The 25,679-nt window shown below is 47.3% G+C and carries 18 protein-coding genes; 2 read left to right on the top strand and 16 right to left on the bottom strand.

The genetic code is table 11. From position 1 onward, the window contains the following. Positions 1–172 precede the first annotated feature (172 nt). The 13 genes from BK127_RS12730 to BK127_RS12790 form a co-directional block, all read right to left on the bottom strand. Positions 173–1,522, bottom strand: coding sequence for an ABC transporter substrate-binding protein (locus BK127_RS12730; protein WP_076230428.1), 1,350 nt, complete (start codon positions 1,520–1,522; stop codon positions 173–175). 38 nt (positions 1,523–1,560) lie between these two features. Next, positions 1,561–2,745, bottom strand: a complete 1,185-nt coding sequence (locus BK127_RS12735; RefSeq protein ID WP_076230429.1) for an acyl-CoA dehydrogenase family protein — start codon at positions 2,743–2,745, stop codon at positions 1,561–1,563. A gap of 169 nt (positions 2,746–2,914) precedes the next feature. After that, a complete protein-coding gene (locus tag BK127_RS12740) occupies positions 2,915–4,474 on the bottom strand; it encodes a response regulator (protein ID WP_076230430.1) in 1,560 nt (519 codons plus the stop codon). 19 nt (positions 4,475–4,493) lie between these two features. Continuing rightward, a complete protein-coding gene (locus tag BK127_RS12745; protein WP_076230431.1) occupies positions 4,494–6,221 on the bottom strand; it encodes a sensor histidine kinase in 1,728 nt (575 codons plus the stop codon). 13 nt (positions 6,222–6,234) lie between these two features. Beyond that, positions 6,235–6,807: a xanthine phosphoribosyltransferase gene (locus BK127_RS12750; RefSeq protein WP_076230432.1), complete on the bottom strand. Its 573-nt coding sequence runs from the start codon at positions 6,805–6,807 to the stop codon at positions 6,235–6,237. Between the two features lie 346 nt (positions 6,808–7,153). Beyond that, entirely contained in the window at positions 7,154–8,242 is a 1,089-nt protein-coding gene (locus BK127_RS12755) for a sialidase family protein (RefSeq protein WP_076230433.1), read from the bottom strand. Positions 8,243–8,314: 72 nt separating this feature from the next. After that, positions 8,315–9,955 carry an extracellular solute-binding protein gene (locus BK127_RS12760; protein ID WP_076230434.1) on the bottom strand — a complete coding sequence of 547 codons (1,641 nt, stop codon included), beginning with the start codon at positions 9,953–9,955 and terminating at the stop codon, positions 8,315–8,317. A gap of 51 nt (positions 9,956–10,006) precedes the next feature. Continuing rightward, on the bottom strand, positions 10,007–10,882 hold the full coding sequence (locus BK127_RS12765) for a carbohydrate ABC transporter permease (RefSeq protein ID WP_076230435.1): 876 nt from the start codon (positions 10,880–10,882) through the stop codon (positions 10,007–10,009). A 21-nt stretch (positions 10,883–10,903) separates the two neighbouring features. Beyond that, positions 10,904–11,851, bottom strand: coding sequence for an ABC transporter permease (locus BK127_RS12770; RefSeq protein ID WP_076230436.1), 948 nt, complete (start codon positions 11,849–11,851; stop codon positions 10,904–10,906). 30 nt (positions 11,852–11,881) lie between these two features. Beyond that, positions 11,882–12,679 carry a polysaccharide deacetylase family protein gene (locus BK127_RS12775; RefSeq protein ID WP_076230437.1) on the bottom strand — a complete coding sequence of 266 codons (798 nt, stop codon included), beginning with the start codon at positions 12,677–12,679 and terminating at the stop codon, positions 11,882–11,884. 249 nt (positions 12,680–12,928) lie between these two features. After that, positions 12,929–15,181: a helix-turn-helix domain-containing protein gene (locus tag BK127_RS12780; RefSeq protein WP_179097461.1), complete on the bottom strand. Its 2,253-nt coding sequence runs from the start codon at positions 15,179–15,181 to the stop codon at positions 12,929–12,931. 218 nt (positions 15,182–15,399) lie between these two features. After that, positions 15,400–15,879, bottom strand: a complete 480-nt coding sequence (locus tag BK127_RS12785; protein ID WP_076230439.1) for a NanQ anomerase/TabA/YiaL family protein — start codon at positions 15,877–15,879, stop codon at positions 15,400–15,402. Positions 15,880–15,954: 75 nt separating this feature from the next. Further along, positions 15,955–16,701, bottom strand: a complete 747-nt coding sequence (locus BK127_RS12790; protein ID WP_076230440.1) for an RraA family protein — start codon at positions 16,699–16,701, stop codon at positions 15,955–15,957. A gap of 148 nt (positions 16,702–16,849) precedes the next feature. Between BK127_RS12790 and BK127_RS12795 the strand changes: the two genes are divergently transcribed. Continuing rightward, complete coding sequence (locus tag BK127_RS12795; RefSeq protein WP_076230441.1) at positions 16,850–17,743, top strand: helix-turn-helix transcriptional regulator; 894 nt, start codon at positions 16,850–16,852, stop codon at positions 17,741–17,743. 234 nt (positions 17,744–17,977) lie between these two features. On the opposite strand, the gene BK127_RS12800 is transcribed toward BK127_RS12795, so the two are convergent. Next, positions 17,978–20,992 (bottom strand): glycoside hydrolase family 2, encoded by a 3,015-nt coding sequence (locus tag BK127_RS12800; protein ID WP_076230442.1) that lies wholly within the window; start codon positions 20,990–20,992, stop codon positions 17,978–17,980. Positions 20,993–21,043: 51 nt separating this feature from the next. Next, positions 21,044–21,190, bottom strand: a complete 147-nt coding sequence (locus tag BK127_RS43675; RefSeq protein ID WP_179097463.1) for a hypothetical protein — start codon at positions 21,188–21,190, stop codon at positions 21,044–21,046. A 108-nt stretch (positions 21,191–21,298) separates the two neighbouring features. Here BK127_RS43675 and BK127_RS12805 point away from each other — a divergent pair, with 108 nt between their 5' ends. Next, a complete protein-coding gene (locus tag BK127_RS12805; RefSeq protein ID WP_076230443.1) occupies positions 21,299–21,961 on the top strand; it encodes a hypothetical protein in 663 nt (220 codons plus the stop codon). Between the two features lie 94 nt (positions 21,962–22,055). On the opposite strand, the gene BK127_RS12810 is transcribed toward BK127_RS12805, so the two are convergent. Then, positions 22,056–25,658, bottom strand: a complete 3,603-nt coding sequence (locus tag BK127_RS12810; RefSeq protein ID WP_076230444.1) for an Npt1/Npt2 family nucleotide transporter — start codon at positions 25,656–25,658, stop codon at positions 22,056–22,058. Positions 25,659–25,679: the final 21 nt, after the last annotated feature.

Below are 25,679 nucleotides of genomic sequence, written 5' to 3' on the forward strand. Positions count from 1 at the left end.
TGTTATCGGAACTCCACCAACGTTTTTTGGGTAGGACCTTCAACTTGTACACACCTCACTTTCCATTAGACATAAAGAGATAAGCTAACCGCGCTTATCTCTTCACGTTGTCGTGCATTTGCTCACTTTACCTATATGCTGCGGTTACCATCACAGGCTTGTGTTTATCTGTTTATTTCTTTTTCGCCAAAATCGCATTCGCTTCTTTTCTGAATTTCTCCGCACCTTGCTTAGGCGTCGTTTTCTCGAAGAAGATTTCGTCACTGACGTTCTTAAACACTTTGCCTACTTCTACAGCAGCCGTCGGATCGGGAGGATCAATCAGGCTCGAATATTTCTCAACGGTCGCAAGATATTCGGCAACTCTCTTCTGCGTATCTGAGAATGAGCTCTTCATGCCTTCAAGAACAGCCGGGTGATAAGGCATTCCAAAATATGCATTTAACGACTTGGCAGCATCGATATTATTCGTGAAAAATTCAATGAACAAGGCCGCTTCTTCAGGATGCTTGGAGCTTTTGGCAATCGATTGGAAGAATGACGGCTTGATGTACATGCCCTTGCCGTCTCCGGATCCCGGATACATCGCCATGCCTACCTTTTTCTTCAGCTGTGTTTCCATGATGTCGACGTGGTTGCTCCAGTAGCTTAGGCTGCCGTATGCCGCCTGTCCTTTAGGGAAGGGACCATCCTCCAGGCCTCTCACTTCCAGTTCAACGCCCAGCGGAGAGATCAGACCCTCCTTCTGCCAACGAAGCTGCTGCTCGAAGAAATCGACAAACACTTTATCGTCTTCATAGCCAAGCCCGTCTTGAGCCGTGTTGTACATTTTCTTGCCCTGCTGTCTGAGCCACACGGCAAATTGGGTTTGGCTCATATGCGTATCACCGTAAATGCCCAGCTTATCCTTGAACGTTCTCAAATCCTTTTCGTATTGCTCCCATGTGTAGTTAGGAGTAGGAGGTGTCACACCCGCTTTGGCAAAAACATCTGGATCATAAAAGGATACCAGTGCATTGTTTCCGATATTAATCCCGTATACTTTACCGTTAAATTTGGCGCCGTCGATATGGATCGGATTAACACCTTCCATGTTAATCGTTTTCTTCTGGATGTAATCGTCCAAGGGAAGCAGTAAATTTTTATTCACATAGTTCGTGATCTTGGAGTAATCCATCCGCACTACGTCCGGCATGCTGTTGGAAGCAGCCTGCACGTTCAGCTTATCCCAGTAGGCATCGCCCGCGTAATATTCAGACTCGACCTTGATATGCGGGTAAGCTTTCTGGAACAGCTCTACTACCGCGTTGGTTTTGTCCACTGTCATCTGCGAGCCTGCCCAGTAGGTAATCCTCAAGGTTACTGGGTCTTTCTTGGCTGCTGCAGGTGTACTGGCCGCTGCAGGCTCCGCTGCTTTACCGCCAGCCGCCGGTGTGCTGGTTGCTGCTGGCTGCGAGCAGCCCGCAAGAGCCGCCAGGATCAGCAAGGTAGAGGTGAATTTAAGTTTCATCGATTTACGCATACATACACATCCCTTTTTTTATTGGTACATCTTGGACTCTAGCTTTCTTCGGTTAAGGCGCGCTGCGCCAGGTTGCGCAATACAACATCGTCCATCGGCGGGTTATGCAGTCCGGCACGAACATCGCGGTACATTCGTTCCAAGGGCAGCCTGCGCGACAAGCTGGTTCCCCCGACAATCCGCATGGCCTGATCGACAATTCGCAAAGCATGGTTCGTTGCGATGTACTTGGCTAATCCCAGATCCGGCTTCAAAGCAATTCGTCCTTCCGGATACCGGTCCCAACGGTCAGCTACCGTATACAGCAGCGTACGCGCCGTAATCAGGTCCGCTTCGATCTGCCCGATTTGCTGCTGAATATTCGGCAGCTCGGAGATCGGCCCCGGCAAGCTGTTCGGTCTGTAGCTGCGGGCAAACTGGATTGCAAAATCACGGGCTGCATGGGCGATCCCTATGTAGCAGGCGGGGATGTGCAGCAGCCAGCCGTTGCCATCGTCAATCCGTTTCTTGTCCGGTATTGAACCCGATCTGCTGATCAGCTTGTCGTCAGGGACGAACACATCCTGCAGAATCAGATCATGGCTGCCCGTTGCTCTCATGCCAAGCGTGTTCCATGTTTCCTCTATGTGGACCCCTGAAGTCTTGCGAACAAAAAACTCCCCGACCTCATCCGTGTCCGCAATACTGGCAGATACGGTGAAGTATTCCAGGATCGGGCTTAGGGTACTGAACGTTTTCCGGCCAGTAATCAGCCAACCGTCTGGAGTTTTGACTGCAGTCGTTTCGGGCTTTCCGCCTCTGCTTGGGCTGCCAGTCGCACGCTCACTCGCAAAGTGATTGATCATCGCTCCGTTTTCTACGACCTCCCTGCAAAACCATTCATATAACGCTACTGGCCAAGGCCGGGTATTCCGGTGTTGAAGCATCGTACCCATATGCCAGCCAACAGCCAACGCGGTTGAACCGTCGCCGCGGGCTAATCGTTCCTGGGCTAGCACCAATTCATACAAGGAAATTTCGTCTCCTCCATACTGCTTGGGCACGGTCTGCTTCAAATATCCAGCTTGGCGTAAGTCCGCAAAATTTTCAAATGGAAATGAGCCCTCTTCATCGTGCTTGGGTGCTCTTTCGGCCAGCTTCACTGCCAGTTGGTCGGCTCGCTCGGCAATTTCCGCTTCCCGCTCATTGCGGATGAAGCTATCCGATACATTAGGTTTGGTCATCGTCAAATTTGCTCCTTGCTCCTAAATCTTATGGGGATAGTAGGAATTAATTTAATTTTACTCCCTTTACACATAAAAAAGTATGTAAAAAACGGATACTTTTTTGTGAAAAACAGTGTTTATACAGGTGAAGACGAATACGAAAGATGCGCATATTTCTGACCGCTACTTAGCGATTTAGCGTTTTTTTGAATTCCAGAGGGGATTGTCCGGTATGTCTTTTGAACACATTGCCAAAATATTGCTGGTCACTGCCAAATCCGGACTGCTCGGCGACCTCATACATTTTGATATCCGGTTTATCGGTAATTAAAGCTTTGGCTCGCTCGATTCTGAGCCTCGTGATATACGGGGAAAATTTGTCTTTCATTTCTTTGCGAAATAATTTGCCCAAATAATCGGCGTTCATAAAAAAGAAGTTTTTGGCCAGCCATTGCAGCGACAGCTGCTCGTTAGCCAAATGCTCCTGAATCAGCTGCGTCATTCGTGTCATCAGCATATGCTTTTTATCCGAGTAGGCCTCAAAATGCTCCTTGGCCGTGGCCAGAGAGAGCTTTTCAATATAATGGTGAATGTCATCAAGGGTAGACATGCTTAGGATCGGTACAATCTTTTTAAAGGGCTCGTTCATCGGTGATAATAACGTCTCTCTGACAATAACGGTGATCAATTCAATGCACAAGCTGATCGCTACATTGATTTCTACGCGAGCTTCCTGTAAATGATCGAAGAAAGCCTGCAGCTCCTTGCGAACGTCGTCCGCTTCACCAATTTTCACAGCCAGCACGATAGAATCGTAGGCATAGCTTACCGTTTCTATAGAAGACAACGGCGCGTGCATATCGAATTCGCTCGTAATAATCCCGTTTTCTCCGAGATAAAACTTATATTTCACATATTTTTGCACTTCTTTATACAGCTTGGCAATGTCCTCAATACGTCCTGAATCACTGATTGCCAATGTGACATTCAATGGATACAGCTGCCGGAAAGCCTGCTGAATACGGCTTGTCAAAGCGACTGCAACTGATAACTCCCCGTCCTCTATCAGCACCAGCAGCTGGTTGCCGACAATCGTGCTCAACACAATCTGGCCGACCGCCCCCTGCTCTTCGGAAATGGTCTTAAGCGTGTACAGCTCGATATATTCAAAGCGGCCTTCCAGCTCAAATAAAAGCAGCCGAACCTGCTCATGCTCGAGCTGCAGCAGCTGCTTGTACTGCTCCATTTCCTGCTGAATATAGGTCCGGTTCAACAGGCAATCCCGCAAAAACTGCTCCCGAACCTTGGGCATCGCTTCTGTTAACTGCCGCTGCATGGCTGCAAGCAGATCGCCCTGCTTTTGCTGATCTTCCATTTCGTGGATTACCTCACGCAATACGTGAATAATCTCCTGCTCATTGCACGGCTTCAGCAGGTAATGCTTAACACCGTACTGCATCGCTTGCGTTGCAAATTCAAATTCACCATACCCCGACAGTACGATAAAAAGTGTATCCGGCAGCTGTGTCTTCACACGCTTAATAAGCTCGAGTCCGTTCAGCTTGGGCATCTTGATATCGGTAATGACCAGATTCGGCCGCAATCGAACAATCTCTTCATAAGCTTGGATACCATCTGGAGCGGACCCGATAAACTTGAGACCCAATTCCGGCCAAGGGATCAGCATCGCGATGCCTTCTCTGATCACCCGCTCATCATCTGCCAAATACACCGTGAATTCACTCATACGTCCACCTCATTAAAGATTAGATTGGGATATCGGTCAGAAAAGGTATCGTTATAGAGATGATCGTCCCCTGCTCGGGTCCGGTCTCGATTTCAACACCACTGTTGTCGCCAAACAATATCTTGAGACGCTGGTCAATGCTGTGCAAGCCTATCCCTGTGCCTGCAGCAGTCGTTTCATTGTGCTTTAACTTTTCCAAATATTCCGTATCCATGCCGGGTCCCGTGTCCTGAATCGTCAGAACGAGACGATCCGGCAGCTCCCGCTTTTCGGCGTGAATCGTAATATCACATCGGTCCGTCGCAGCCTCGATCCCATATTTGATGCAGTTCTCAACTATGGGCTGCAAAATCAGACTGGGTATATAAAGGGCGTACAGCTGCGGCGAAATTTCAATACGACAGGCTAATCGCTCCTCAAAACGAAATTGCTGGATGTGGATGTAATTATTTAGATTCGCTATTTCTTCCTGCAGTGTCACAAATTCCTTCTTGCTCACCGCTGCCCGCATCATATCCCCAAGCGCTTTGACCATACCGGATATCTCCTGCTGTCCATTCATTTTGGCCAACCAATTGATCGATTCCAGCGTATTATACAAAAAATGCGGATTTACCTGAGCCTTCAAGGTTTCGTATTCCGCTTCCTTCAGCATAATTTGCTTGATATAGTTCTCGTTGATCAGCTTATCCAGCTTCTCGGTCATTTTATCGAAATTATGGTTTAGCAAGCCAACCTCATCTCGGTTCACCGGAAAATCCGCCTTATCAATGGCGAACTGCCCCTTCTCCACATTCACCATTTTCTGGGTCAAAGCTTCAAGCGGCTTAGTAATGCTTTTCGAAAATCGCAGACCGCTCCATAGCAGCAGCAGCAAGGTGACAGCATACAAGACGAGCAGTACCGTTTTCATGATCATGACATTTTTGAAAATTGAGCCGTACGGAATTAGGTGAATAAAGGTCCAGCCGGTATAACCCAGTGTAAACTGCGCGGCCAGATAAGAATTGTTGTCGATCGTGATGATGCTGTAATCTTTCGATTTATCTATCGGGAGGTCAGACAGCTTCAATTGGGTGTTGCCGGGATATATAATGTCGTTACCCGATACGATCATCAGCGAGGAATCGTAGGTTGTAGTTTTTTCCGCTGCGGAGCCATAGATAGCCTTGTCAGCCTGAATACGAATGAACAAGGTGCCCAGTGACTGCAAATTCAATTCGGGAATTTCTCTAATATCACGCACTGAAAAAAAAGCATCCTCCTGCAGCCTGCCGCCAACCCATATACTGGCCCCTTCCTGCGCATAAGCCAGCTCCCGAATTTCATCCATATTCGCATAGTTCATACGATCCACGTTGACCCCAACACTGTGTGAATTGGAATTTCTGTCAATGATCACAATGGAGGATACCGAATAATCGTACAAATGGAAGGTTAACAGCTTTTGCTTCAATTTATTGGCCGCATCGAACGCTTCGTACGTATCCGGTTCGGTCTTGATCACCTTCAAATACCGCTGCACGTCGGAATCCGCCATCACAGACAGCGACAGCTTATCAATTTCCTTGAATTTCTCTTCAATCCGCTGCGAAAATAAATGGAACTTATCGACCGTTTCCCGATAAATGAGCTGTTCGTACAACGTTTGCGACTGCTGAACAAACAGCCATCCAAGCAGACTTGTCAGAAGTGCTCCGAGCGATATGAATATAAAAAGCTTATGCTTGATTTTTAAATTTCTCATTCATCCACCACGTTTAAGGTAAAAACGTCACTTTCTGTTCACCGAGCGAAGCAATGCGTGCCAACGACTCAACGCGATATCCGGCTTCCTTCAGCCTGCGGGCTCCATCCTGAAAGGATTTCTCGATCACGATACCAACACCCACAACGGTCGCTCCTGCCGACTCAATGATCCGTGTCATTCCAAAGGTTGCTTCGCCGTAGGCCAAAAAGTCATCAATGATCAATATGCGCTCGCCTGGCGCCAAAAATTTACGGGAAATCGTAATTTCATTATGCACCTGCTTGGTAAAGGAGTACACCGTCTCCACATAAAGATCGTCCTTAAGCGTTAAAGATTTATGCTTGCGCGCGAATACCATAGGCACCTGCAGCGTCAAGGCAGTCATGACTGCGGGCGCGATACCGGACGATTCCAGCGTAAGTACCTTGTCGAACGTAACCCCTTCAAATCGCCGTACAAATTCCTGTCCGACCTCCAGCATGAGCTGTGGATCGACCATATGGTTCAGGAACGAATCCACCTTTAATACTTGATCGCTCAGAACGATGCCATCCTGTCTGATCTTATCCTGCAATGCTTTCATTCGTCGAATCCCCCCTCTTGTTCATGAATTTCACTGTGCTGAATACGTCTTGTTACCTCTATAGACAATTTGCTTTTGCAAAAATCCCGTTGGATCCATTTCAACATTTTACTCGAATATTCGACATTCATACATATATTCCTGCTATGATCCGCGAAGCTCTATACCGTGACCACCAGGCTTCATCTAAACGAAAAATAGTAAATAGGCGAATAAGAGGGATAGCCGTGTACACGCCATCTCTCTTATTCGCCTTGTCATGTATGCTTTCGCTTCAAGGAGTCCGCTCCGGCTTGGATCTTGCAGCAGCACATCGTATGTTCAGTTTCTATGTGTGTCGATAAGGTTAACTACGATAAAACCATTGCCAGTCGATAGCCGCCAGGCACAGGTCCATATCTGTCCGTTTGAAGGGGAGCGATCTATCCACCTCTAAGATTTGCGGGTCCTCCACTTTCGTGTAGGTTAAGAGTGCTGCACCCGACCTCGTAAACGTACAGTTCAAATTCATGAATTCGTAGGGTCCCGTTTCGATATTCCCCGCCTTGCGCCAGGTGGCTCCTCCATCCTGCGAGCATGCCGCGGATAAAGGAGTCCGCAGCCCATAATGATGTCTTGTCGGGTCATAGTCGCTATCATTATAGAACAAGACCAAATCGCCAGTAGCAGGGATGACTCTCAGGCAGGTGCACGATTCGGGTGCTTTCAAGCCCGAGGTCTGGGGAAGCGACCAAGTCTCGCCCTGATCGTCCGAATACGATAAGAAGACGGCCCCCAGTTGGGTTCGCAGCGACATGACAAGCTTGCTGGAGCTGAGCTCTGCTACAGACGCCTCCATGGCGCCCCGCATGGGCAGATCCACCGTACCACTTGCCCGCCGCCACCGTTGTCCCCCATCATCACTCAAATAACAGCTAACCGTATTATGCTGGCTGCCTTGATGTCCCGTGCCATAATGGTAAGGCAGCAGCAAACGACCGGATGCCAGCACATTCAGCTGATTAGCACCTCCCTGCAGCCACTGGCCCTCACTTCTCTCCCAAATACTCGTACCTTCGGTCCATGTCAGACCTTCATCTGCGGACCGGAACACACACAAGGTCGAGCTGATGCCTCCCTGATGTCCACGGAGGCAGTGCAGCAGCAGCTCACCGGAGGCGAGCCGGGATAAACCCGGTGCCTGCACGTTGTTGTCTCCTGGTACATTGGGTACCAGCAGAGCTTCATTCTCCCACGTCCTGCCACCATCCTTGGAGTATTTGGCGTATATGTGGCACAGTCCGAAATCGCTGCCACCTTCAGGGCCCGCCTCGTATTTGTGCCAGACGGCAAGCAAGCGTCCATCCATTAGTTCCAGGATGCTCCCTGTATCGTTGCGAGGATTACCGATTCCGGATTCAGCCACCCGACTGTACTCCATGTGTCTTCCCGACATTGCTTGACCTCCAATATTGAATGATTGATGACCCGTAGGGTTGATTATTGTTCTTGTTTAATGGGTTGTTCATTAATTAAAACTTAATACAAATTCATAATAGTCTTTGGTAAGGAACGCCTTTGTTTTATTGTCCTGGTACCATTTGGCGTACCATTCCTCGATTTTTTTGCCATTGTTGGTCTCCCATGCTTTTTTGGCATCGTCCAATGCCTTATCCAGGGAGGAGGAGTTTCCGGAGAGGATATACTTCGTCCAAATATCGCTTAATGTTTTGGTCAGGTTGTTATTCGATATTTGCAGCTCACCCGGCAGGGCTGGCATATGCTCGGGATGCGTAAGATCGGGCATTGGACGCTTAGGGTCCAAATATAGCTCGTATGCTTGTTTAATATGATTATAGCCGTCTTTTTCAATGGGATCATTGATGTTTAAATTGGACTGTACTTGGCCGCAGGAGCCTTCAAGAATCGGTGAAAAGAGCATTGTATAGGATGGCGTGTATTTAATCTTCGGCGCTGTCTTGTCCTTGTCGATAAAGGCTTGGCAGCCGTTGGCGCCTTCCTTCCAGTCCTCACCCTTTAGCCCGTACTTTATTGTCTGGCCGGTTTCCTTCATCGCCATAAAATCAACGTATTTCATGACCGCTTCTGCATTTTTGGATTCGGCGTTAATCATTCCAGTGATTTGTACAGGATTAGCCAATATAGGGCTAAACTGTCCAAATTCGCTTGCCGGCAGCGCAATAACGGTTACTTCCGCCTTGGGGTCGGCCTTCTTTAAAGCCTTATACGTATCAAAATCCGAAGTATTGCCGCTTGTGCTTCCCCACATCCCGATTTTACCGGCAATGATACCTTCTGCATCCAGACCCATATAGCCCGAGCCTTTTTTCGTTAAATAATCCTTGTCGATAAGTCCTTGATCGTACAATTGTTTTTTGAATGCGGCTGCCGCCTTGGCCCGATCCCAATTGCGAACGAGCTGATCTTTCTCTAATGTCCAACCTACATTCCCGAACATACTGTCAAGGATCGCCTGAGAACGACCGCCCATATCATAAGCAATTGTATCCTTTTTGCCGTTCCCATCCAGATCATTATCGCGAAATGCTGTTAATACGCGAAGCAGCTCATCAGTTGTTTGCGGCACAGGAAGATTCAGCTTATTTAACCAGTCTGTTCGGATCATGAGAACATTTTGCGGCCTGAGTCCATTGATTCGGCCAAATCCATACATCTTCCCGTCCGGCATCGTAGCCACTTTTTTCAGCGCAGGGTATTTCTGCAAAAGTGCCTTATACGTCGTACTGTACTTCTCAATGAGCTCATCAACAGGCATGATCAGCTTCTGATCATAGATTCGATTGCGAAAGTTCGCGTCGAATTCCTGAATGAGGTCAGGCGCAGAGCCAGAGGCAAACAACGTATTGAATTTCTGGACGGATTCCGTCCGCGGTATAGAGATCACTTTGATCTTGGCCGGACCGTTCTGGGACATCCAGTCAACCCAACGATTTTTCTCAATCGTCCCCTCATCGGGAGGCGTACTTCCATTCTCATATGCGGAAATCGTAATTTCCGGTTTGGCGGCGGCTCCGCCTGGTGAAGCCTTGTCCGATGGTGAATTCGAGCAGCCCCCAATAGCCAGTGCCAAGACGCTCCCGCCGACTCCTAGAAGCTTGATCATCTGCTTTCTTTGAATAAATGACATATTTAGACCTCCTGTATGGGTGATAGTTTAAGTGAAGCCAAGCTCAGGGTTTTAACCCTTCACAGCACCGATTAAAACTCCCTTGACAAAATATTTTTGCAGAAAAGGGTACGCAATGATCATAGGCATCAGCATCACCATCATGCCTGCCGATTTGATCGACTCGGGAGTCAGCAGTACCATGTCCTGCTCCTGCAAATTTTGCAATTCATTCATCATGTTGGACTGGGCAACCATTTGCTGAATAAGCACAGAGAGATTGTACTTGCTCGAGTCCTGAATATAGATCAAAACATTCATGAAGGAATTCCAATGACTAACCCCATAAAATAACGCCATAGTCGCCAGAACAGGTGTAGAAAGCGGAAGAATGATTTGGACCGCCAAGCGCCATTCGCCACAGCCATCCATGCGTGCCGCATCCACCAGCTCCTCAGGAATATTTTCAAAAAAAGACTTCATAATCAGCATATTGTAAGCACTAACTAATCCAGGAAGCCAAAGTGACCAGTAAGAATTCAAGATGCCCAACGATTTAATTAATAAATAGGAGGGGATAAGTCCGCCTGAGAAAAGCATCGTGAAAATAATAAGCAGCGTCATCGGACGACGGCCGATAAAATTACTTCTCGACAGCGGATAAGCCGCCAGCACCGTGAAGATCATATTGAACGCAACCCCAACGAACGTAATAATCAGACTGTTCATAAAGGCTTCGGGAACACGTGTCCCCTTGAGCAGAGCCGCGTAGGAGCTTAACGTGAACTCTACAGGCAGGAAAGTTACCTTTCCAGCTAGTATCGCATGGTTGCTGCTTAAAGAAAGCGATAAAATATTAAACAATGGTAATAAAGCGCTTAGAGCCGCCAAGCCTAACAGGATCGCGTTGACCTGGTAAAATAATTTCTCGCCCCACGTAGGTTTCATAGCTGCCTCCCCAACCCCTGATCAAAATAATCCACGGTCAAATTTTCGCGCCAAAGCATTTGTAGACAACACCAGGATCAAGCCAATGACGGACTCGAACAAGCCCAGCGCTGCTGTTATACTGAATTGCCCGCCTTGCAGGCCAACCCGATATATATAAGTTGAAAACACATCTGCCACATCGGAAACAGCAGCATTCGACAGCATATACACCTTGTCAAAACCCACATCGATCAGTTTGCCCATATGCAGGATTAACAGGATGATAATGGTTCCACGTATGCCAGGCAGCGTAATATGCCAAATTTGTTTCCATTTGCTGGCGCCGTCCATGGCAGCCGATTCATACAAATGGGGATCAATAGCCGATAATGCAGCCAAATAAATAATCGCGGAAAAACCGGCTTCCTGCCAAATTGCGGAACCAAAATAGATCATGAGCCAGGAAGACACCTGATACAGGAACGGATAAGCTTCCGTTTGCCCAAATACCGTCTTCAATACTTCATTCACGATCCCGTTTGACGCAAAAACCGTAACAATAATACCGGTAACGATCACCATCGATATAAAATGCGGCAAATAGACGAGAGTTTGCACCAGCTTTTTGTACCAAAGCCGACGCAGCTCGTTTAAGAGAACAGCCAGCATAATGGGAAACGGAAAACCGATTACAAATCCCAGAATACTGAGCAATAGCGTGTTGCGAAAGATTCGAAAAAATTCCGGGCTCCTCCACAGCATCTCAAAATACGTTAAGCCTGCCCATGGACTGTGCAGCATCCCTTGGCGTAAATTGTAGTTCTCAAAAGCGATGATAATGCCGCCCATCGGTGCATATTTAAAAATAATGAAGTAGAGCAGCACGGGTACAAACATGCACCAAAGCGGAATGTTGGATTTCCATAAACGTGTTTTTCTAAATCTGGCTAGTGATTGCAGCTTGGTTATACTGGATTCCGTTCTCACGGGTTTCCCTCCTTCTTACATGATTACACCTTACAGGTGTACCGTCTGACCGCCAGGAATCACGAAAGCCTCCCCTTCTACGCTGGCCCATACTGCAGTTGCTGACGGGTTATGAATGATGCGCCCGGATACCGAGCATTGAAGCTGTTGAAGCGCATGCAGATAAGCAATAATTTCAATGTTCGTAGCATACCAGATATCCGCTCGCCCACCTGTGAGCTCCCCGAATTGTTCAACAAGCTCCCAATTATCGTCACGATCGTACTCATAGCTGTGGCCCCATACATAAAGAAGGCTCATTCGGGAATGCCTTGGTTCATACTGGATGAATTTCTCCCCATACTCCAGCATCTGCTTATGGTGGCAGGTCGGGTTCCACAGCAGCGGGTTGGAAGGCAGACTGAATCCCCCATTGCCCCCGGTTGTCCGTGCGTAGTCCATGCCAAGGGCGGACAATAGCTGGACCACTTGCTCATTATAGCTGCCGAAGGGATAACTCATCCCTCTAACCGGGTGGCCCACCAGTTCCTCCAATGCAGAGCGGTCCTCCATAATCTCCATAATCAATCGCTCCTGCGGGATCAAATCAAGAAAAGGATGGCTTGCCGTATGGACAGATACCTCGTGTCCCTGATACAAAGATTGAATCTCTTCACTACGAATATAGCCCGGCCTTCCCAGCAAACCGGAGTTCAAATGAAAAGCACCTTTGAGACCATACCGGTTCATAAGCTCAACTAGTCGACGATCCTGTTCTCTTCCATCATCGTAGCTTAAGGTTAATGCCTTCGATTTCCCTCCATAAAATCGGTCGTATTTAATATTCATCCCTATTCCTCCTGGACATCATCCCGTTTGGTGTAATCACCATATAATGATCGGACCCATGAGACAATATCCATCTTTTTTCTCGATAACAGCGATACAAACAGGCTTTGTTCCTGTCTTCCGAAGGCATACATGCAGCCTACTTCCGATGAACAAAGCCTGATTAACATTCCTTTACTGGATAAACCGCATTGGATATATGGACAATGAGAGGCGTCGGGAGAATACACATAGGATTAATTACACTTTTCAGGCTTCCGCCGATAGCCTTCTATATTCACCAGGGGTGAGCCCCGTTGTTTTTTTGAATACTCGAATAAAAGACATCGTGTATGTGTATCCAACCTGAACCGAAATGTCCTGCACAGCTTCTTGCGTATCCTTCAACAGCTGCTTCGCCTTTTCCATTCTACTCACGACTATGTAATCGGTCACATTCATTCCGATCTCTTCTTTAAACGTCCGGCTTAAATAACTGGAATTGATTTGAAAAACTTCACCGAGCCTGGCAAGGGTCAAGTCTGGGTCTATATATTCCTTATCTATATGTTCCTTGATTCTATGCATTAAGGCTGTGTGTGACTTCTCATCCTTGTGTTGTTTAATATCCTCGTAAGCTTCATTCAATTCACTGCAATAAAACTGCGATAGCTCTATTTCAGTTTCATGCGTATCCAGCCCCTCGTTTAACCGCAATAATCGTTTTTTCCAAATGGCTCTAAGCTCTGAAGCGACCTCGCTCATCTCCCGATCCATCGAAAATAACAGGAGCTGCAATATGTGCTGTACATTCTCTTTGGCAGCATGGGCTTCTGTCGTCTGGTTGACAAAATCGAGCAGCTTTCTGGACCATTCAGTGTCCCCTTGGCGAAAAGACTGCGCAATCATTTTCAAAACCTTTGGCTGCACAATCAGTTCCTCTTCCGTTTCAGGAAGATCATTGAACCGGATTACCCGGTTTCTGCCGAATTTGAACTTCATTTTGATTGCTGCCAAAGCGCGCTCGTAGGAACCCGAAACCTCCCCCATGCTCTTGGCAGGCGAACCTATGCCAATGGTAACCGTAAAATCCAAATTGTCCTGAACCCATTGGGACAGCTTCCAAGATGTAGCCTCTACCTGCGAGGCCGACTCCCGCGATTGAAATAAAACGGCGAGTTGATGCCCTTCCACCCATTCTGCCCAGACTTGAATGCCATGCTCTTGAGAAACCTCATAACAGACATTTTCGACCACAAATCGTAATAAATACTGATCATGCTTATTATATAGCTCCACAAAATGCTCATAAGCATCAATTTCGACGACGATCACACAGGCTTGGCCCTGCTCCTCCAGCATATTTTTCACAATCTCATCGTTGCGGTCTACAAAATTCCCTTCAAGTAAATCCAGAAGCAGCTTTCGTTGACGCAGCTTCACATGTTCTTCTACGTGCCGCTGTTGATAGTCAAATCGATCAATGAGGTGGTCTAAAGCATGCTCAATATAATCAAACTCGCCCCGCTTGTCACTGCCGAGCAGCTGCAGGCTTTTTTCGGATTTATATTTCTCCAAGCGGCCCATCAAAGCTTCAACAGGCTTATAATTTCTTCGGGTAATCAAATAAATCCAATAGGCCCCTGCTGCGATGGCAGCAATCCAGAACGCAAAGTAACCATAATAAATCGCAGAGCTAAAACCATAGACCTCGGAATTATTAATGGAGCTGTGCAGGCTCCATCCCGTATAGCTAGATCTGATGGTAAAGGAATGTGTTTGATTCGCCAGTCGATCCTCCTGGGGCAGAGCTGCATCACGAACCGACGCGATCGTAGTATTATTTTTATCTACAAAGTCCAACAAGCTGTAGCTGGAATTAGCCATTTGATCAATCATCGATTGAATAGCATAAGGGCGGACATTCACAACAATCAGTCCAAGCTCACCCGAGATCGTCGGCACCTTGCTGGTCAACGTCAACACCTTGCGTGTTATGGTTTCATTCGTCACTACATTGGTTTCCGTAACCTCTCGTAAATCCGACCACTTCGATTGCTGTTGGTTTTGCAGCAGCTTCGCCAAAAAATCCTTGTCCTGAAACTGCTCGATGGCTATTCTCTCATCTCTAGTCAGCACAATCTGATCGCGAAATCGATATAAATATAAGGAATCTATCAAGGGTGTGGCATGAATAATGTTACGGATTCGGTCACTCATTTCCAGGGAATCCAGATATTTATCCGTCTCCTTCGACAAGTCAAAAAATTTATCAAAAGCTACATTGTTGAGAATTTCCTTTAATATTAAATGATCGATAGACCGCAATGCATCATCTATGTTTTTCAGCATTTGGGTAGTTGCCACTTCGTTTACCCGCTTCGCTTCATTGCCAATAGTTAAACGAACACCCACAAAAGAAATAATGACGATGATCGAGGTAGCAATAAAAAACACTGGCAGATAGGAAAGAAGCAGCTGATAGTACCACTTCTTTCGAATCCTTTCTTCCTTTCCTTGCATGAACCTGTTCTTATTCGTTGTGCTTCGAATATTCACAATCCAATAACACTTCCTTTCGACGGCAAAAAGGAAGCCTCTTGTGGCTTCCCGCTCCCTATATCCCCATAATGGGGCTCCAAGCTGATGGGCGCTGCTTTATTATATCACGAACGAGACAGCGGTTATTCCTATCGAAAACGGCCCTATAGCACGATAGAATCGAAGCTTCTTCATCCTTGCTACAAACCGAGTAGGGATTTATTAATTTTAATCACGACCTTTTTCAATTTAATCCCACCCAACCTTCCACAAACCGGACGGTGAAGATCATTCGGGAAATACACGACAAACATGCCAGGGGTCAAAGTAATCTCGTTCTCGCCAGCAACCTCGTCGTATAATTCGTAATCCTTGGATTCCAACTCATTTTCTACGGACCTATTGCCGCGCGATTGTCTGCCTACAACCTGCAGCTCTTCACCACCGCCAATTAAATATTGAACATCTATATATTTGGCGTGATGCTCTGATTTACGCTCCGCTCGTATAACCGTGACGGGTGCTTGCACCATGGCGTACATATCATCCCCCTGGATCGGATAAGTCCCAACCTCAGCGTTGTCCAGATCCGTCTTAATTAAATACTGAATCGCCTTTTGTAAAGCTGGATGATATGCGTGCTTTTCTTCTTCCCAATGCTCAAGGTCACCCCAGATCATCTTCTTCACCTCTTTTCTAATTTAGGAGCCACCGAAATGATCTCAATCCTATAATCAGCTGCTCCTTATTTAAGATTACCATTCGCCCTTTCCACCGAACCTTGCTTTCATATTGACGCCAAACTCGCGACCCGCTTCATCGATTGCCAGCAAAAGCTCCTCTGTCGATTTACCAGCAGCATGACGAGCGGCAGGAATAACCGTGTTGCATTCATTACTGTCCATATATAAGGAGGCTTCAAGCAGCCTGGATTCATCCTCCTCAGGAATGGTGAGAAAACCATGTTTGTCCGCGTGAATCAATTGCCCCGGCTTTACCTTCGTACCGAATACCTCCACTTCGATTCCCCAACGTACCGGCGTACTGTAGGCATGGCTTACACACATTTGACGAGCGACGGCTTTAAAACCAGCATTGGCCATTTCATCCACATCCCTGATAGCTCCATCAGTAATCGTACCTATACAACCCAATGACCTGTGAATATTACTGTTCACTTCTCCCCAGAAAGCGCCAATGACATTAGGCTTATCCAGATCCTGCACCACTACGATCTTCGGACCGGGAATACCGGCCACATATTGACGATATTCACTCCATGCATTCGGATTCTGGATCGGATGATCCGGATTGCTTGGTTGAAATTGCACGGTAACGGCATAACCAACCATAGGCCCCATTTGTGGCATAAAATCTCTTGTCGCTTCCATATTGAATCCGCGAGTGATATCGTGTTTCGTAATAGCCTCCCAACCGTTATATATAGTCGGGGTATTCCAGCGCTTCAGCTTCAACAATTCGGAATGTGCTAATCGTACCATTGCTTACACCCTTTCAATCATTGTAAGTACATGTTCATCTTATCGCTTTCTTCAGAGTAAATTGATCATATTTCAAGCTAAAATGATCATTTCTAAAGAAATTCTTTTCATTTATAATAGAGGGTACCATGCAACAAGGGGGCTCTACATGTATCCTCAATACCTGATTGAATATCCCAACATGAACACCAGCTTCCCTTTTTACATCAAAAGAAAAAAGCATACACTTGTTCAGCCACATCGCCACGATTTTATTGAGTTAACCTTAATTATGGACGGAAAAGGAAAGGAACTCATCAATGGGTTAACGCATTCCATGACACCTGGTACGATGGTGCTGCTGCTGCCGTATCAAATTCATCAAATCGAGGCCGATCCTTTAAGTCCTTTGGATATGTACATTTGTAATTTTGACATGAAGCTGCTAACGGAGGGGGCTGAACCAGAGCAGGTATTATGGGACTTGATCTATGGAGGAGACAGCCAACAATCCAGCTTCGTTCAATTCGATTCTTCCATACTTGGGGATATTCAATCGATATTTGCGAAAATGCTGCAAGAATATCAGGGTGATGATTACGGTAAACATATGATCATCAAAGCAAAATTGCTTGAAGCGTTAACCTATTATGCAAGGAGTATGAGATCCCACACACATAAATCAGCTCAATTAGTAGGCTCAGCACCTGTTCGAACCAAGCCCATTTGGCAAATGATTAGATACCTGCACGAGCATTTTCTGGAATCCGTTACGTTGTCTGTATTAGCTGATGAATTTCATCTTCATCCTACCTATATCAGTGAGCTATTCTCTGAATATTATGGTATTCGTTTTCTGGAATTCCTTCAGGAACTGCGGATTCGTCATGCTTGCAGTTTGCTGCTCTCATCGGATATGCCGCTTTCCGAGGTAGCGATGGAGTCCGGGTTCGATGCCTATTCGACATTTAACCGAACATTTCGCAAGCTAAAAGGATGTTCTCCCCGGGCGTACAGGAGTAAACAAGCCGGTCATAGTCTCTGTCATTCCCAGATTCCATGAGAAAATAGCACATATTCAAACTTCGGTGCGTTGGTGCTGATTATGCTGCTTCTGGCGACTCCGTGTCAGACATCTTGATTCAAACGGTAGCAATGGACGGGAAAAGCAAACAGGCAGCTCAAGGATTAAACCCTGGGCTGCCTGTTTGCTTAAGGAATACAACTTTAATTCGTGTTTATCGGATTACTTATTCACATTTTATCCACAATTTATCCACACATATCCACAATTCGCTTATTCGTCTTCTTTAAACAAGGGCATAATCGTCAGATTAAATTCAAATTCCTTCTCATCCAAACGATACTGCTTCAGAAGCTCCGGTCCGCAGGAATTGGAGCCTACACCACTCATCTTGTAATCCAAATGGACAATCGTTTCTTTACGCTTCTTAAGCTCATGCGCATGTGTGGCAGTTGTCAGATCCTCTGGTGTAAAATGCGCTGCATTCAAAGAGAACTCACCGCCGCGGCTGGAGAATTTCAGACCCATACCCTGCTCATTGGATACAATGGCCCATTCTGTGCCATAACGTGAGCCGTTTTCCTGTGGCATCACGTAGTTCTGGAACATTTCGTCGACCGTCAGCAGGTATTTACCCTTCTTCGCGCTTTGCCGCTTGTCCGAATAGCTTTCATGCGGACCAAAACCGAAATATTCGACTTCCTCCGTTCCTTGCGGCATCGTCAATTGCAGACCAAACCGCGGCAGAAAGGCTAGATTCTCTCTTACCTTTACTTTCGTCTGCAGCGAGATAGCCCCTGTGCCATCTACAGTCCAATGCGCGGTACCGTGCAGCAGCGGCAGCTTGATGTAACCTCCCAGCGAATACTGTACGGAGATCTCTACAGAATCACCTGTCTGCTTAACAACTTCGGAGCTGTATACGTGCATCTTGACCCGGTCATAGCCTTCCTTCATCCACTCGTGTTTAATATTCCGGTCATTATCGATCGGAGCCCGCCAGATGTTAAAGGCGAACGGTGCCTGCAGCATCTCTACACCCTGCTTCGTTACACTTACAAAGGTACCATCATACAAATCAAAGCTGTGACGGAAATCAAAACCGTCTATCACGAGGGTATGACCCTGCTGATCTACACGAATCGCCGGAATTTCCCGTTTGCTGCTCTCTTCAAGGACTACAGCTACCGGAAGCTCAAACTGTTCGAATGTAAGCTCATAGCCTGCTTCCGCCCAACGGTAATCCTGCTTTGACCTAACCGACAATGTCAGGAAATAGCGGCTGGACGAAGCCTTCGGCAGCGTATAAGGAACAACCGTAGTTTGCGTAGTATGAGGAGCCGCTTCGATACTTGCAAGCTCACCCTGCTGCACGGTGTGCCCGTCTTTTTCAACCTTCCAATAGATCGTAACCTGTGACAAGTCGATAAAATCATACAAATTGGTAATCGCAATCGTACCTTTGTGTAAATCCTGCGCCTCGATGCGGACAGGAGCAATAACCTTTTTCAATTCAAGCAGTCCGATGTGCGGCTTCCTGTCAGGGCTAACCAGACCGTCGATGCAGAAGTTCCCGTCATGGGGCTTCTCCCCAAAATCGCCTCCGTAAGCGAAGAAAGGAACACCGTCCGCCGTTTCGGTTTTGATCCCGTGGTCATTCCATTCCCATACGCAGCCACCCATTAACAGCGGATATTTATAGATGACATCCCAGTAATTTTTCAAATCTCCAGGTCCATTACCCATAGCATGGCTGTACTCGCACAGGAACATCGGTTTCGTGCTGGCTGGGTCCAATGCATAAATTTCAATGTCCGTAGTGGACGTATACATCCGGCCTTCCAAATCGATATACTCCTTGTCCTTACTACCGTTGTACCGGGGATCTACGCCTTCATAATGAACCGGTCTGGACGTATCCCTTTCTTTGGCCCACTTCCCCATTGCCATATGATTCTTATCGTAGCCAGCCTCGTTGCCCAATGACCAGATAACAACCGCAGGCTGATTTTTATCCCGTTCGACCAATCGCTCGATCCGATCTACAAATGCCGCTTCCCACTCCGGGTTTTTCGTCAGCATATGGTAATCACCGGCATTATGCACACCATGACATTCCAGATCCGCTTCATCCACTACATAAAAGCCGTATTCGTTGCATAGCTCCAAAAACCGCGGATCGTTAGGATAATGGGAGGTTCGGACGGTATTCACGTTATGTCGTTTCATCAGGTCCAGATCCTTGATCATGTGATTCAGCGGAATCGTCTGCCCAAGCTCTGGATGAGAATCGTGGCGGTTAACGCCTTTAAGCTTAACGGCTGCCCCATTGATCTTGAATACACCGTCGATGATTTCAACCTTGCGGAAGCCTACGGAAAACCGCAGCACCTCGTCCCCACCATGAATATACAGCTGGTATAAATAAGGTGTTTCCGCATTCCACAGCTCTGGAGACGTGATCTCAATCTCTATATTGCCCTTGCCATCTATAAGCACTTTGCCTTCGCCTACAAGATATCCTTGGGCGTTCTTTAATTCGGCCTTTACTTCAAGCGGCCCCGTAGTTACCAGCTCACTTCGCAAAACCGCTTTGCCGAAGTCATCCGATAACTCCTGCTTATTGAACACATCGCGGATATGTGCGCGGTCCCGTGCAAGCAAATACACATCCCGGAAAATCCCCGAAAATCTCCACAAATCCTGATCCTCGATATACGTACCATCGCACCATTTTAGTACCATCACGGCAATCCGGTTTTTGCCGCTTGTCAGGTACGGAGTCAGATTAAATTCCGCAGGGATTCTGCTGCCTTGGCTGTAGCCGACAAACTTGCCGTTCACCCACAGATAAAAACACGAGTTCACCCCTTCGAACACCACATACCCGTCTTTATCGTTCCAGGATTCCGTGACGTTGAAATCCCTAACATATAGTCCAGCCGGGTTTTCATTAGGCACATAAGGCGGATCGCAAGGGATTACGTAATTGACATTGCTGTATTGCAGCTGATCGTAACCGTTGGTTTGCCAGCAGGAAGGTACGAGCAGATCATCCCAGCCGCTAACATCGGCCGAGGTCTCGTAGAATCCATCCTCCACATATTTAACGCTGGTATGATATTTAAATTTCCAGCCGCCATTTAAAGTTTGGTAAAAAGGGGAACGCCCTCTCTTTTGCGACAAAGCTGCTTGCTCATCCTGATATGGAATATAATAGGCCCGCGAAGGTTCCCTGTTCACCTGCAGAACGTTCAGATCCTCCCAATACTTGTTCAAATGAATCATCACTATCGCTCCTTGTACATAGTAGTCGTATTATTTTCAGTTATAACTTATTCACAGATGGATTTCCATCAGAACATTTGAAGCCTGATATAACGATTTGAAGATACTATCGATTACACTCCGTATAGAACAATCGCTGATCGTCAGCTGTCCGCAGCCCACCTCATTAAGTAAAACCACATCAATGAAATGGCTCACGATGATGCTGCGCTTACACTACATTTTAAGTTGGCATTCAGACTCCATTAAGTCTCCATTCAGTTTATCGTTCTATAATTTGGTATTAAAGGAGATGGTGGTGTAGAGATGAAAACAACAAAAATGATAGCAGCATGTGCATTAACAGCCCTACTATTAAGCGGATGTGGTACGAATACGGCAGCACCAAATGCCTCTAGTTCGGCAAGTGCAGCGCCAGCGGCAAGTACAACAAGTCCGGCAGCAGATCAAGCCAAGCCACAAAATGGCGCACCTGGATCAGTAGCCAATTCGAACCAGCGTACGATGATGATGACGTTCCAATCCCTCATTATGATGGACAAATCCACTGGACTTGCCATTACGAAGGATCAGGCTGCCAAAATGCTGCCTGTTGTTCAGGAAGCCGTGACCAAAAGCGAGCTGAGCACAGATGCGCAAACCAATCTGTTAGCACCACTAACTGCCGACCAGAAAAAGTTCATTGAAGAAGCTCAAGCCAAAAGCAAGCAAAGAGCTAACGGACAAGGCGGAGCAAATGGCGGACAAGCTGGTCAGCCCCCACAAGGTGATCAAGCCGGTGGACAAGCAGCAGCCGGTCAAGGACAGGACGGGCAGCGTAAGCAGGGGGGACAGCGTCCTCAGGGTGATGCAGCTAACAAAGAGGGTGCCAATCCCTCAGGTAATGCAAGTGGTCAAGGCGGGCAGCGTCCTCAAGGCGGCAATATCGGGCAACAGCTCATTGAATTGCTGCAAGCCAAAACCAAATAAAATGGGGTCGTAAGCAAAAGAACCTTCATATCCACGGATTTATTGTGTGGAATGAAGGTTCTTTTTATATCGCAATTTGATCAAAGCTTTAAGGCTACACCATACCTTTAATTCGTTCTGCCAGTACACGCATCATGCTACGCAGTACTTCGATGTTTTGAAAGCAAAAGGCAAAAACCTGATCCTGCTGGAGCTCGAGCAGCACGGTACGGTCTGTTGATGTACAATCGGCCGAACGCGGACCGCTGTCGATAACTGCCATCTCTCCAAAGCAATCTCCTTGACCGAGCATCGCAAACGTTTCATTTCCATTATGGACGCGGACGTTCCCTTCAATGATTCCGTACATCGTGTCTCCAAATTCCCCGGTTTTGCAGATCACTTCACCGGGGCCATAGGTAACCTCTTCAACGATTTGGGCAAGCCGGATGAAGTCATCCTGACTGAGATGGGCGAATAAATTGATTTTCTGCAAAACCAGAATACGCCGCAATATGATCGCATCCTTGGACTGATCCGCAGTATCGGGAGATGATACTGTGCTCACCGCTGCAATCTCCTGCACAGTGTTCTGATCAATGGCTTCCTGCCCACCCCGTTCCAGCTTGGTTCGCAGTCTGCGTGAAAGCAGCTTCATCATTTCAATCGCAATACTCGCACGATCGAACATCATTTCATACAATGCCGTTGAATCCAGCTCCCACAGCTCGATATCGGTTTCTGCCCGTATCGTTGCCGTCCGCAGCCCTTGAGTCAGAACAGCCATTTCTCCAAAGCAATCGCCAGCCTTCAGACTACTTACCTGCTGGCCATTCACGTATACACCTGCTTGACCACTGTGAATGATGAATAAAGAATCTCCCGGGTCGCCCTCACGAATGATATCCATTCCTTGTACCCGACTAAGCTTCTGTAATCGAGGTGCTATCGCCGAGAGATCGCGAGCTACCAAACCATGGAATAAGGTGACATTGTGCAAAAGTCGGACACGTTCGATCTGATCAGCAAGGCTTTCATAGGACAGTTGTTTCTCTTCTGCGTTTGCATGTTCCTCGATAAAAGCAAGCGCCCTGCTGGAGTGACTCTGCATGGTCATATAACGAATCCAGTGACGAAGCCACGTATCTCCTTGCTCATACAGCCAAATCAATGCGTCCTCATTTAAACTTTCAGGTGAAGCTGTGCCTGTTAAAGTACGTGGAGTCGACATCATTCTGGCCAGTTCAGTACGCAGGTTCCCTTGAAGCATCTGATCCATCACTTCGGTCGAATTCGCCTGCTGTCTGCTATCGCCCGACAACCAACTGGCTAACACCGCTTGTACGGTCTTGGCATCAATGATCAAGGATAATAGTTGAAAAATACGCCTGCATACCGAAAGACGCGTCTGCTCGATGATCAGCGGCATTTCGGAGCGATCCTCTACTCCGGATATACGTGCCCCATGTACGGCAAATTTCCAGTAAAGCTGAATATCCCCAAGAATAAGCTCTTCAACCTGCTTCTCATCCACCCGCCAATGGTCCTTGTTCATTCTCTGCAAGGCTTCCAGAATCTTGTCGCGCAGTTCAAAGCGAGCGGATTTGTAAAGTGACATCAGCATATCAAATGACCGCTGGGTACCGATTCGCTCATATACTTGCGGCAAATACAGGGCCGCAGTGTGCTCAACCAGGAAAGGCTCAAGCAGCGGCAGTATTTGCTTTTCCTCATAAGCAGCTAATGCTGCAACCGCATAACGCCGGGTCTCACTGCTATCCAGTAGAGGAACAATATAAGGAACCAGCTCCAATACCTGAAGCGCAGCCGCAGACTGCAGAGCACCGATACGTACCTGTGGGGAGGCATCCTGAAGCAAGGCAAGCAGTGGCTTATAGAAGCTGGCAATCCCGATTTGGCCAAACAATGCCGCCATCGCCATCCGTTCTTCCTCATGGATACTTTCCAGCAGCTGCTTCAGTTTACCTACCGCGCGGAACATGCCTTCAACCCCATAATATTTTACAAGTCCTGCAATTGCTGCCGCTCTCATGCGGACTTCCGGTTTCTCAAGATAGCTTGTAATTTCATCGATATATTCATCCTTCGCATATGCTGCCAGCGCTACTAAGGCTCTCGCTCGTACCTGCTGGTCCCCTTCGACTAGCAGCTGCTGCAGCATAGGCTCCAGCCCATCCGGTGTCACTCGCTCTACATAGACCAATGCCTCGGAACAAACCTCGGCAGCAGGATGCTGCAGCAGTGCAGGCAGAAACGGCTTCATATCAAATGAATCCAGCTCATTTAATAGACGGAGTGCGTAAAGCACCTGCTGCTTATCGGGACTCGATAAAGCGTTAACCAGCAGCAAGCGGCTTGAAGGGTCCATCATATTGAGTTCTGCCTTCTCCAAATCATCATTGCCCGTTTGCAGGGTGGACAGCAGTGTCTTCAAATACGCACCCTTTACCTTGATTGCAGCCGCGATGCAGATAGCAAGCAGCACCAGAATGATATAGCTAAGCTGCTCTGGAGCAAACAACCGGGAGACGACAAGCAAACACAACGCTGCCAGACCCTTTGCTCCATTACGTACGATACCATCCAGAAAACCCTTTGCTTTGCCACGCCATTCCGGTGAAATCGGGAACATAATCAACTGACTGACGGATGAATAAATCGTATCCCCAATGACCTTATCACTACCTTTAACAGCTACAGCCATTGCCAGCACAGGCATCAGCAGCACACCAAAGCTGCCCATAAACAAGGCAATCGGAAACACCAGCAGCGCTGTCATCACACCAAAACGAGTTAACACCCTACCCGATACGAACAACTGAACGAATAAAGCCAACAGTCCCGAATATCCATAAAAGCTGCCCATAAATCCGGCCAAGGCTTCATTTTGCAGCGTCTCTTTCAAAATAACCTTGAATTGATAATCGATTAAAGTAAGCGACAGCACCAGCGCCGCCGACATGATCGCCACGTATTTCAAATGGGGCACGTTCTGAAACAGGCTCGACTTGGCTTCAACCTTTTTCCTTGCTGCTGGTGGCCGTTTCTTCGTAGACTGATCGGTTGAAAAGAGCTCTTTTGGCGCAGACAGCATTCGTAGAATCTGCACGACTGCTATCAGACAAAGCAGCTGCAGCCCCGCATAAAAATAAATTAAATTCGCTGTGCCGACTGCCGGTACCAGTGCCTTCAAGCCAAAACCGCTTAAAATTCCACCCATAATACCGCCGCTGCCGACCCAACCAATCATTCGTTTGACCTTACGCTGATCGAGCACCGAGGTAGCGAATTGCCAGAAGCAGACGATCATCAAAAAGTTAAACACATCATACACGACATAAATAACAGGAAACACCCAACGCATTTCCGTACCTACACCAAGCCTCGAAATAAGCACGAGAAACGAAATCAACGGGATCAACCCAAGGATCAAACGATCCAGCCGAAACTTGCTGCTGTACCTCTGGAATATAAACCCCATCAGGATCATCGCCGCCGCCTGGGGCAAGTACATTGTCGACAAGTAAGAAGCATCAAAGCGGCTGAGAAACAGTGTGTCTGCTGAAGTCCGACCCATGGTGGAGGCCGAAACTACGCAGAACAAATAACCGAACAGCCAGAATACCTTGACGTATTCCTCTCGATCTTCTGCAAATCGGTTAATCGTATTTTTAAGGGAAAGGCTCGATATTTGCATGGCTTTGGGTTACATCTCCAT

This window comes from Paenibacillus sp. FSL H7-0331, from assembly GCF_001956045.1.

Coding starts and splice junctions, on each gene's coding strand:
- BK127_RS12730 (WP_076230428.1), bottom strand. CDS start 1,522: ATGCGTAAATCGATGAAACTTAAATTCACCTCTACCTTGCTGATCCTG.
- BK127_RS12735 (WP_076230429.1), bottom strand. CDS start 2,745: ATGACCAAACCTAATGTATCGGATAGCTTCATCCGCAATGAGCGGGAA.
- BK127_RS12740 (WP_076230430.1), bottom strand. CDS start 4,474: ATGAGTGAATTCACGGTGTATTTGGCAGATGATGAGCGGGTGATCAGA.
- BK127_RS12745 (WP_076230431.1), bottom strand. CDS start 6,221: ATGAGAAATTTAAAAATCAAGCATAAGCTTTTTATATTCATATCGCTC.
- BK127_RS12750 (WP_076230432.1), bottom strand. CDS start 6,807: ATGAAAGCATTGCAGGATAAGATCAGACAGGATGGCATCGTTCTGAGC.
- BK127_RS12755 (WP_076230433.1), bottom strand. CDS start 8,242: ATGTCGGGAAGACACATGGAGTACAGTCGGGTGGCTGAATCCGGAATC.
- BK127_RS12760 (WP_076230434.1), bottom strand. CDS start 9,955: ATGTCATTTATTCAAAGAAAGCAGATGATCAAGCTTCTAGGAGTCGGC.
- BK127_RS12765 (WP_076230435.1), bottom strand. CDS start 10,882: ATGAAACCTACGTGGGGCGAGAAATTATTTTACCAGGTCAACGCGATC.
- BK127_RS12775 (WP_076230437.1), bottom strand. CDS start 12,679: ATGAATATTAAATACGACCGATTTTATGGAGGGAAATCGAAGGCATTA.
- BK127_RS12780 (WP_179097461.1), bottom strand. CDS start 15,181: ATGCAAGGAAAGGAAGAAAGGATTCGAAAGAAGTGGTACTATCAGCTG.
- BK127_RS12785 (WP_076230439.1), bottom strand. CDS start 15,879: ATGATCTGGGGTGACCTTGAGCATTGGGAAGAAGAAAAGCACGCATAT.
- BK127_RS12790 (WP_076230440.1), bottom strand. CDS start 16,701: ATGGTACGATTAGCACATTCCGAATTGTTGAAGCTGAAGCGCTGGAAT.
- BK127_RS12795 (WP_076230441.1), top strand. CDS start 16,850: ATGTATCCTCAATACCTGATTGAATATCCCAACATGAACACCAGCTTC.
- BK127_RS12800 (WP_076230442.1), bottom strand. CDS start 20,992: ATGATTCATTTGAACAAGTATTGGGAGGATCTGAACGTTCTGCAGGTG.
- BK127_RS12805 (WP_076230443.1), top strand. CDS start 21,299: ATGAAAACAACAAAAATGATAGCAGCATGTGCATTAACAGCCCTACTA.
- BK127_RS12810 (WP_076230444.1), bottom strand. CDS start 25,658: ATGCAAATATCGAGCCTTTCCCTTAAAAATACGATTAACCGATTTGCA.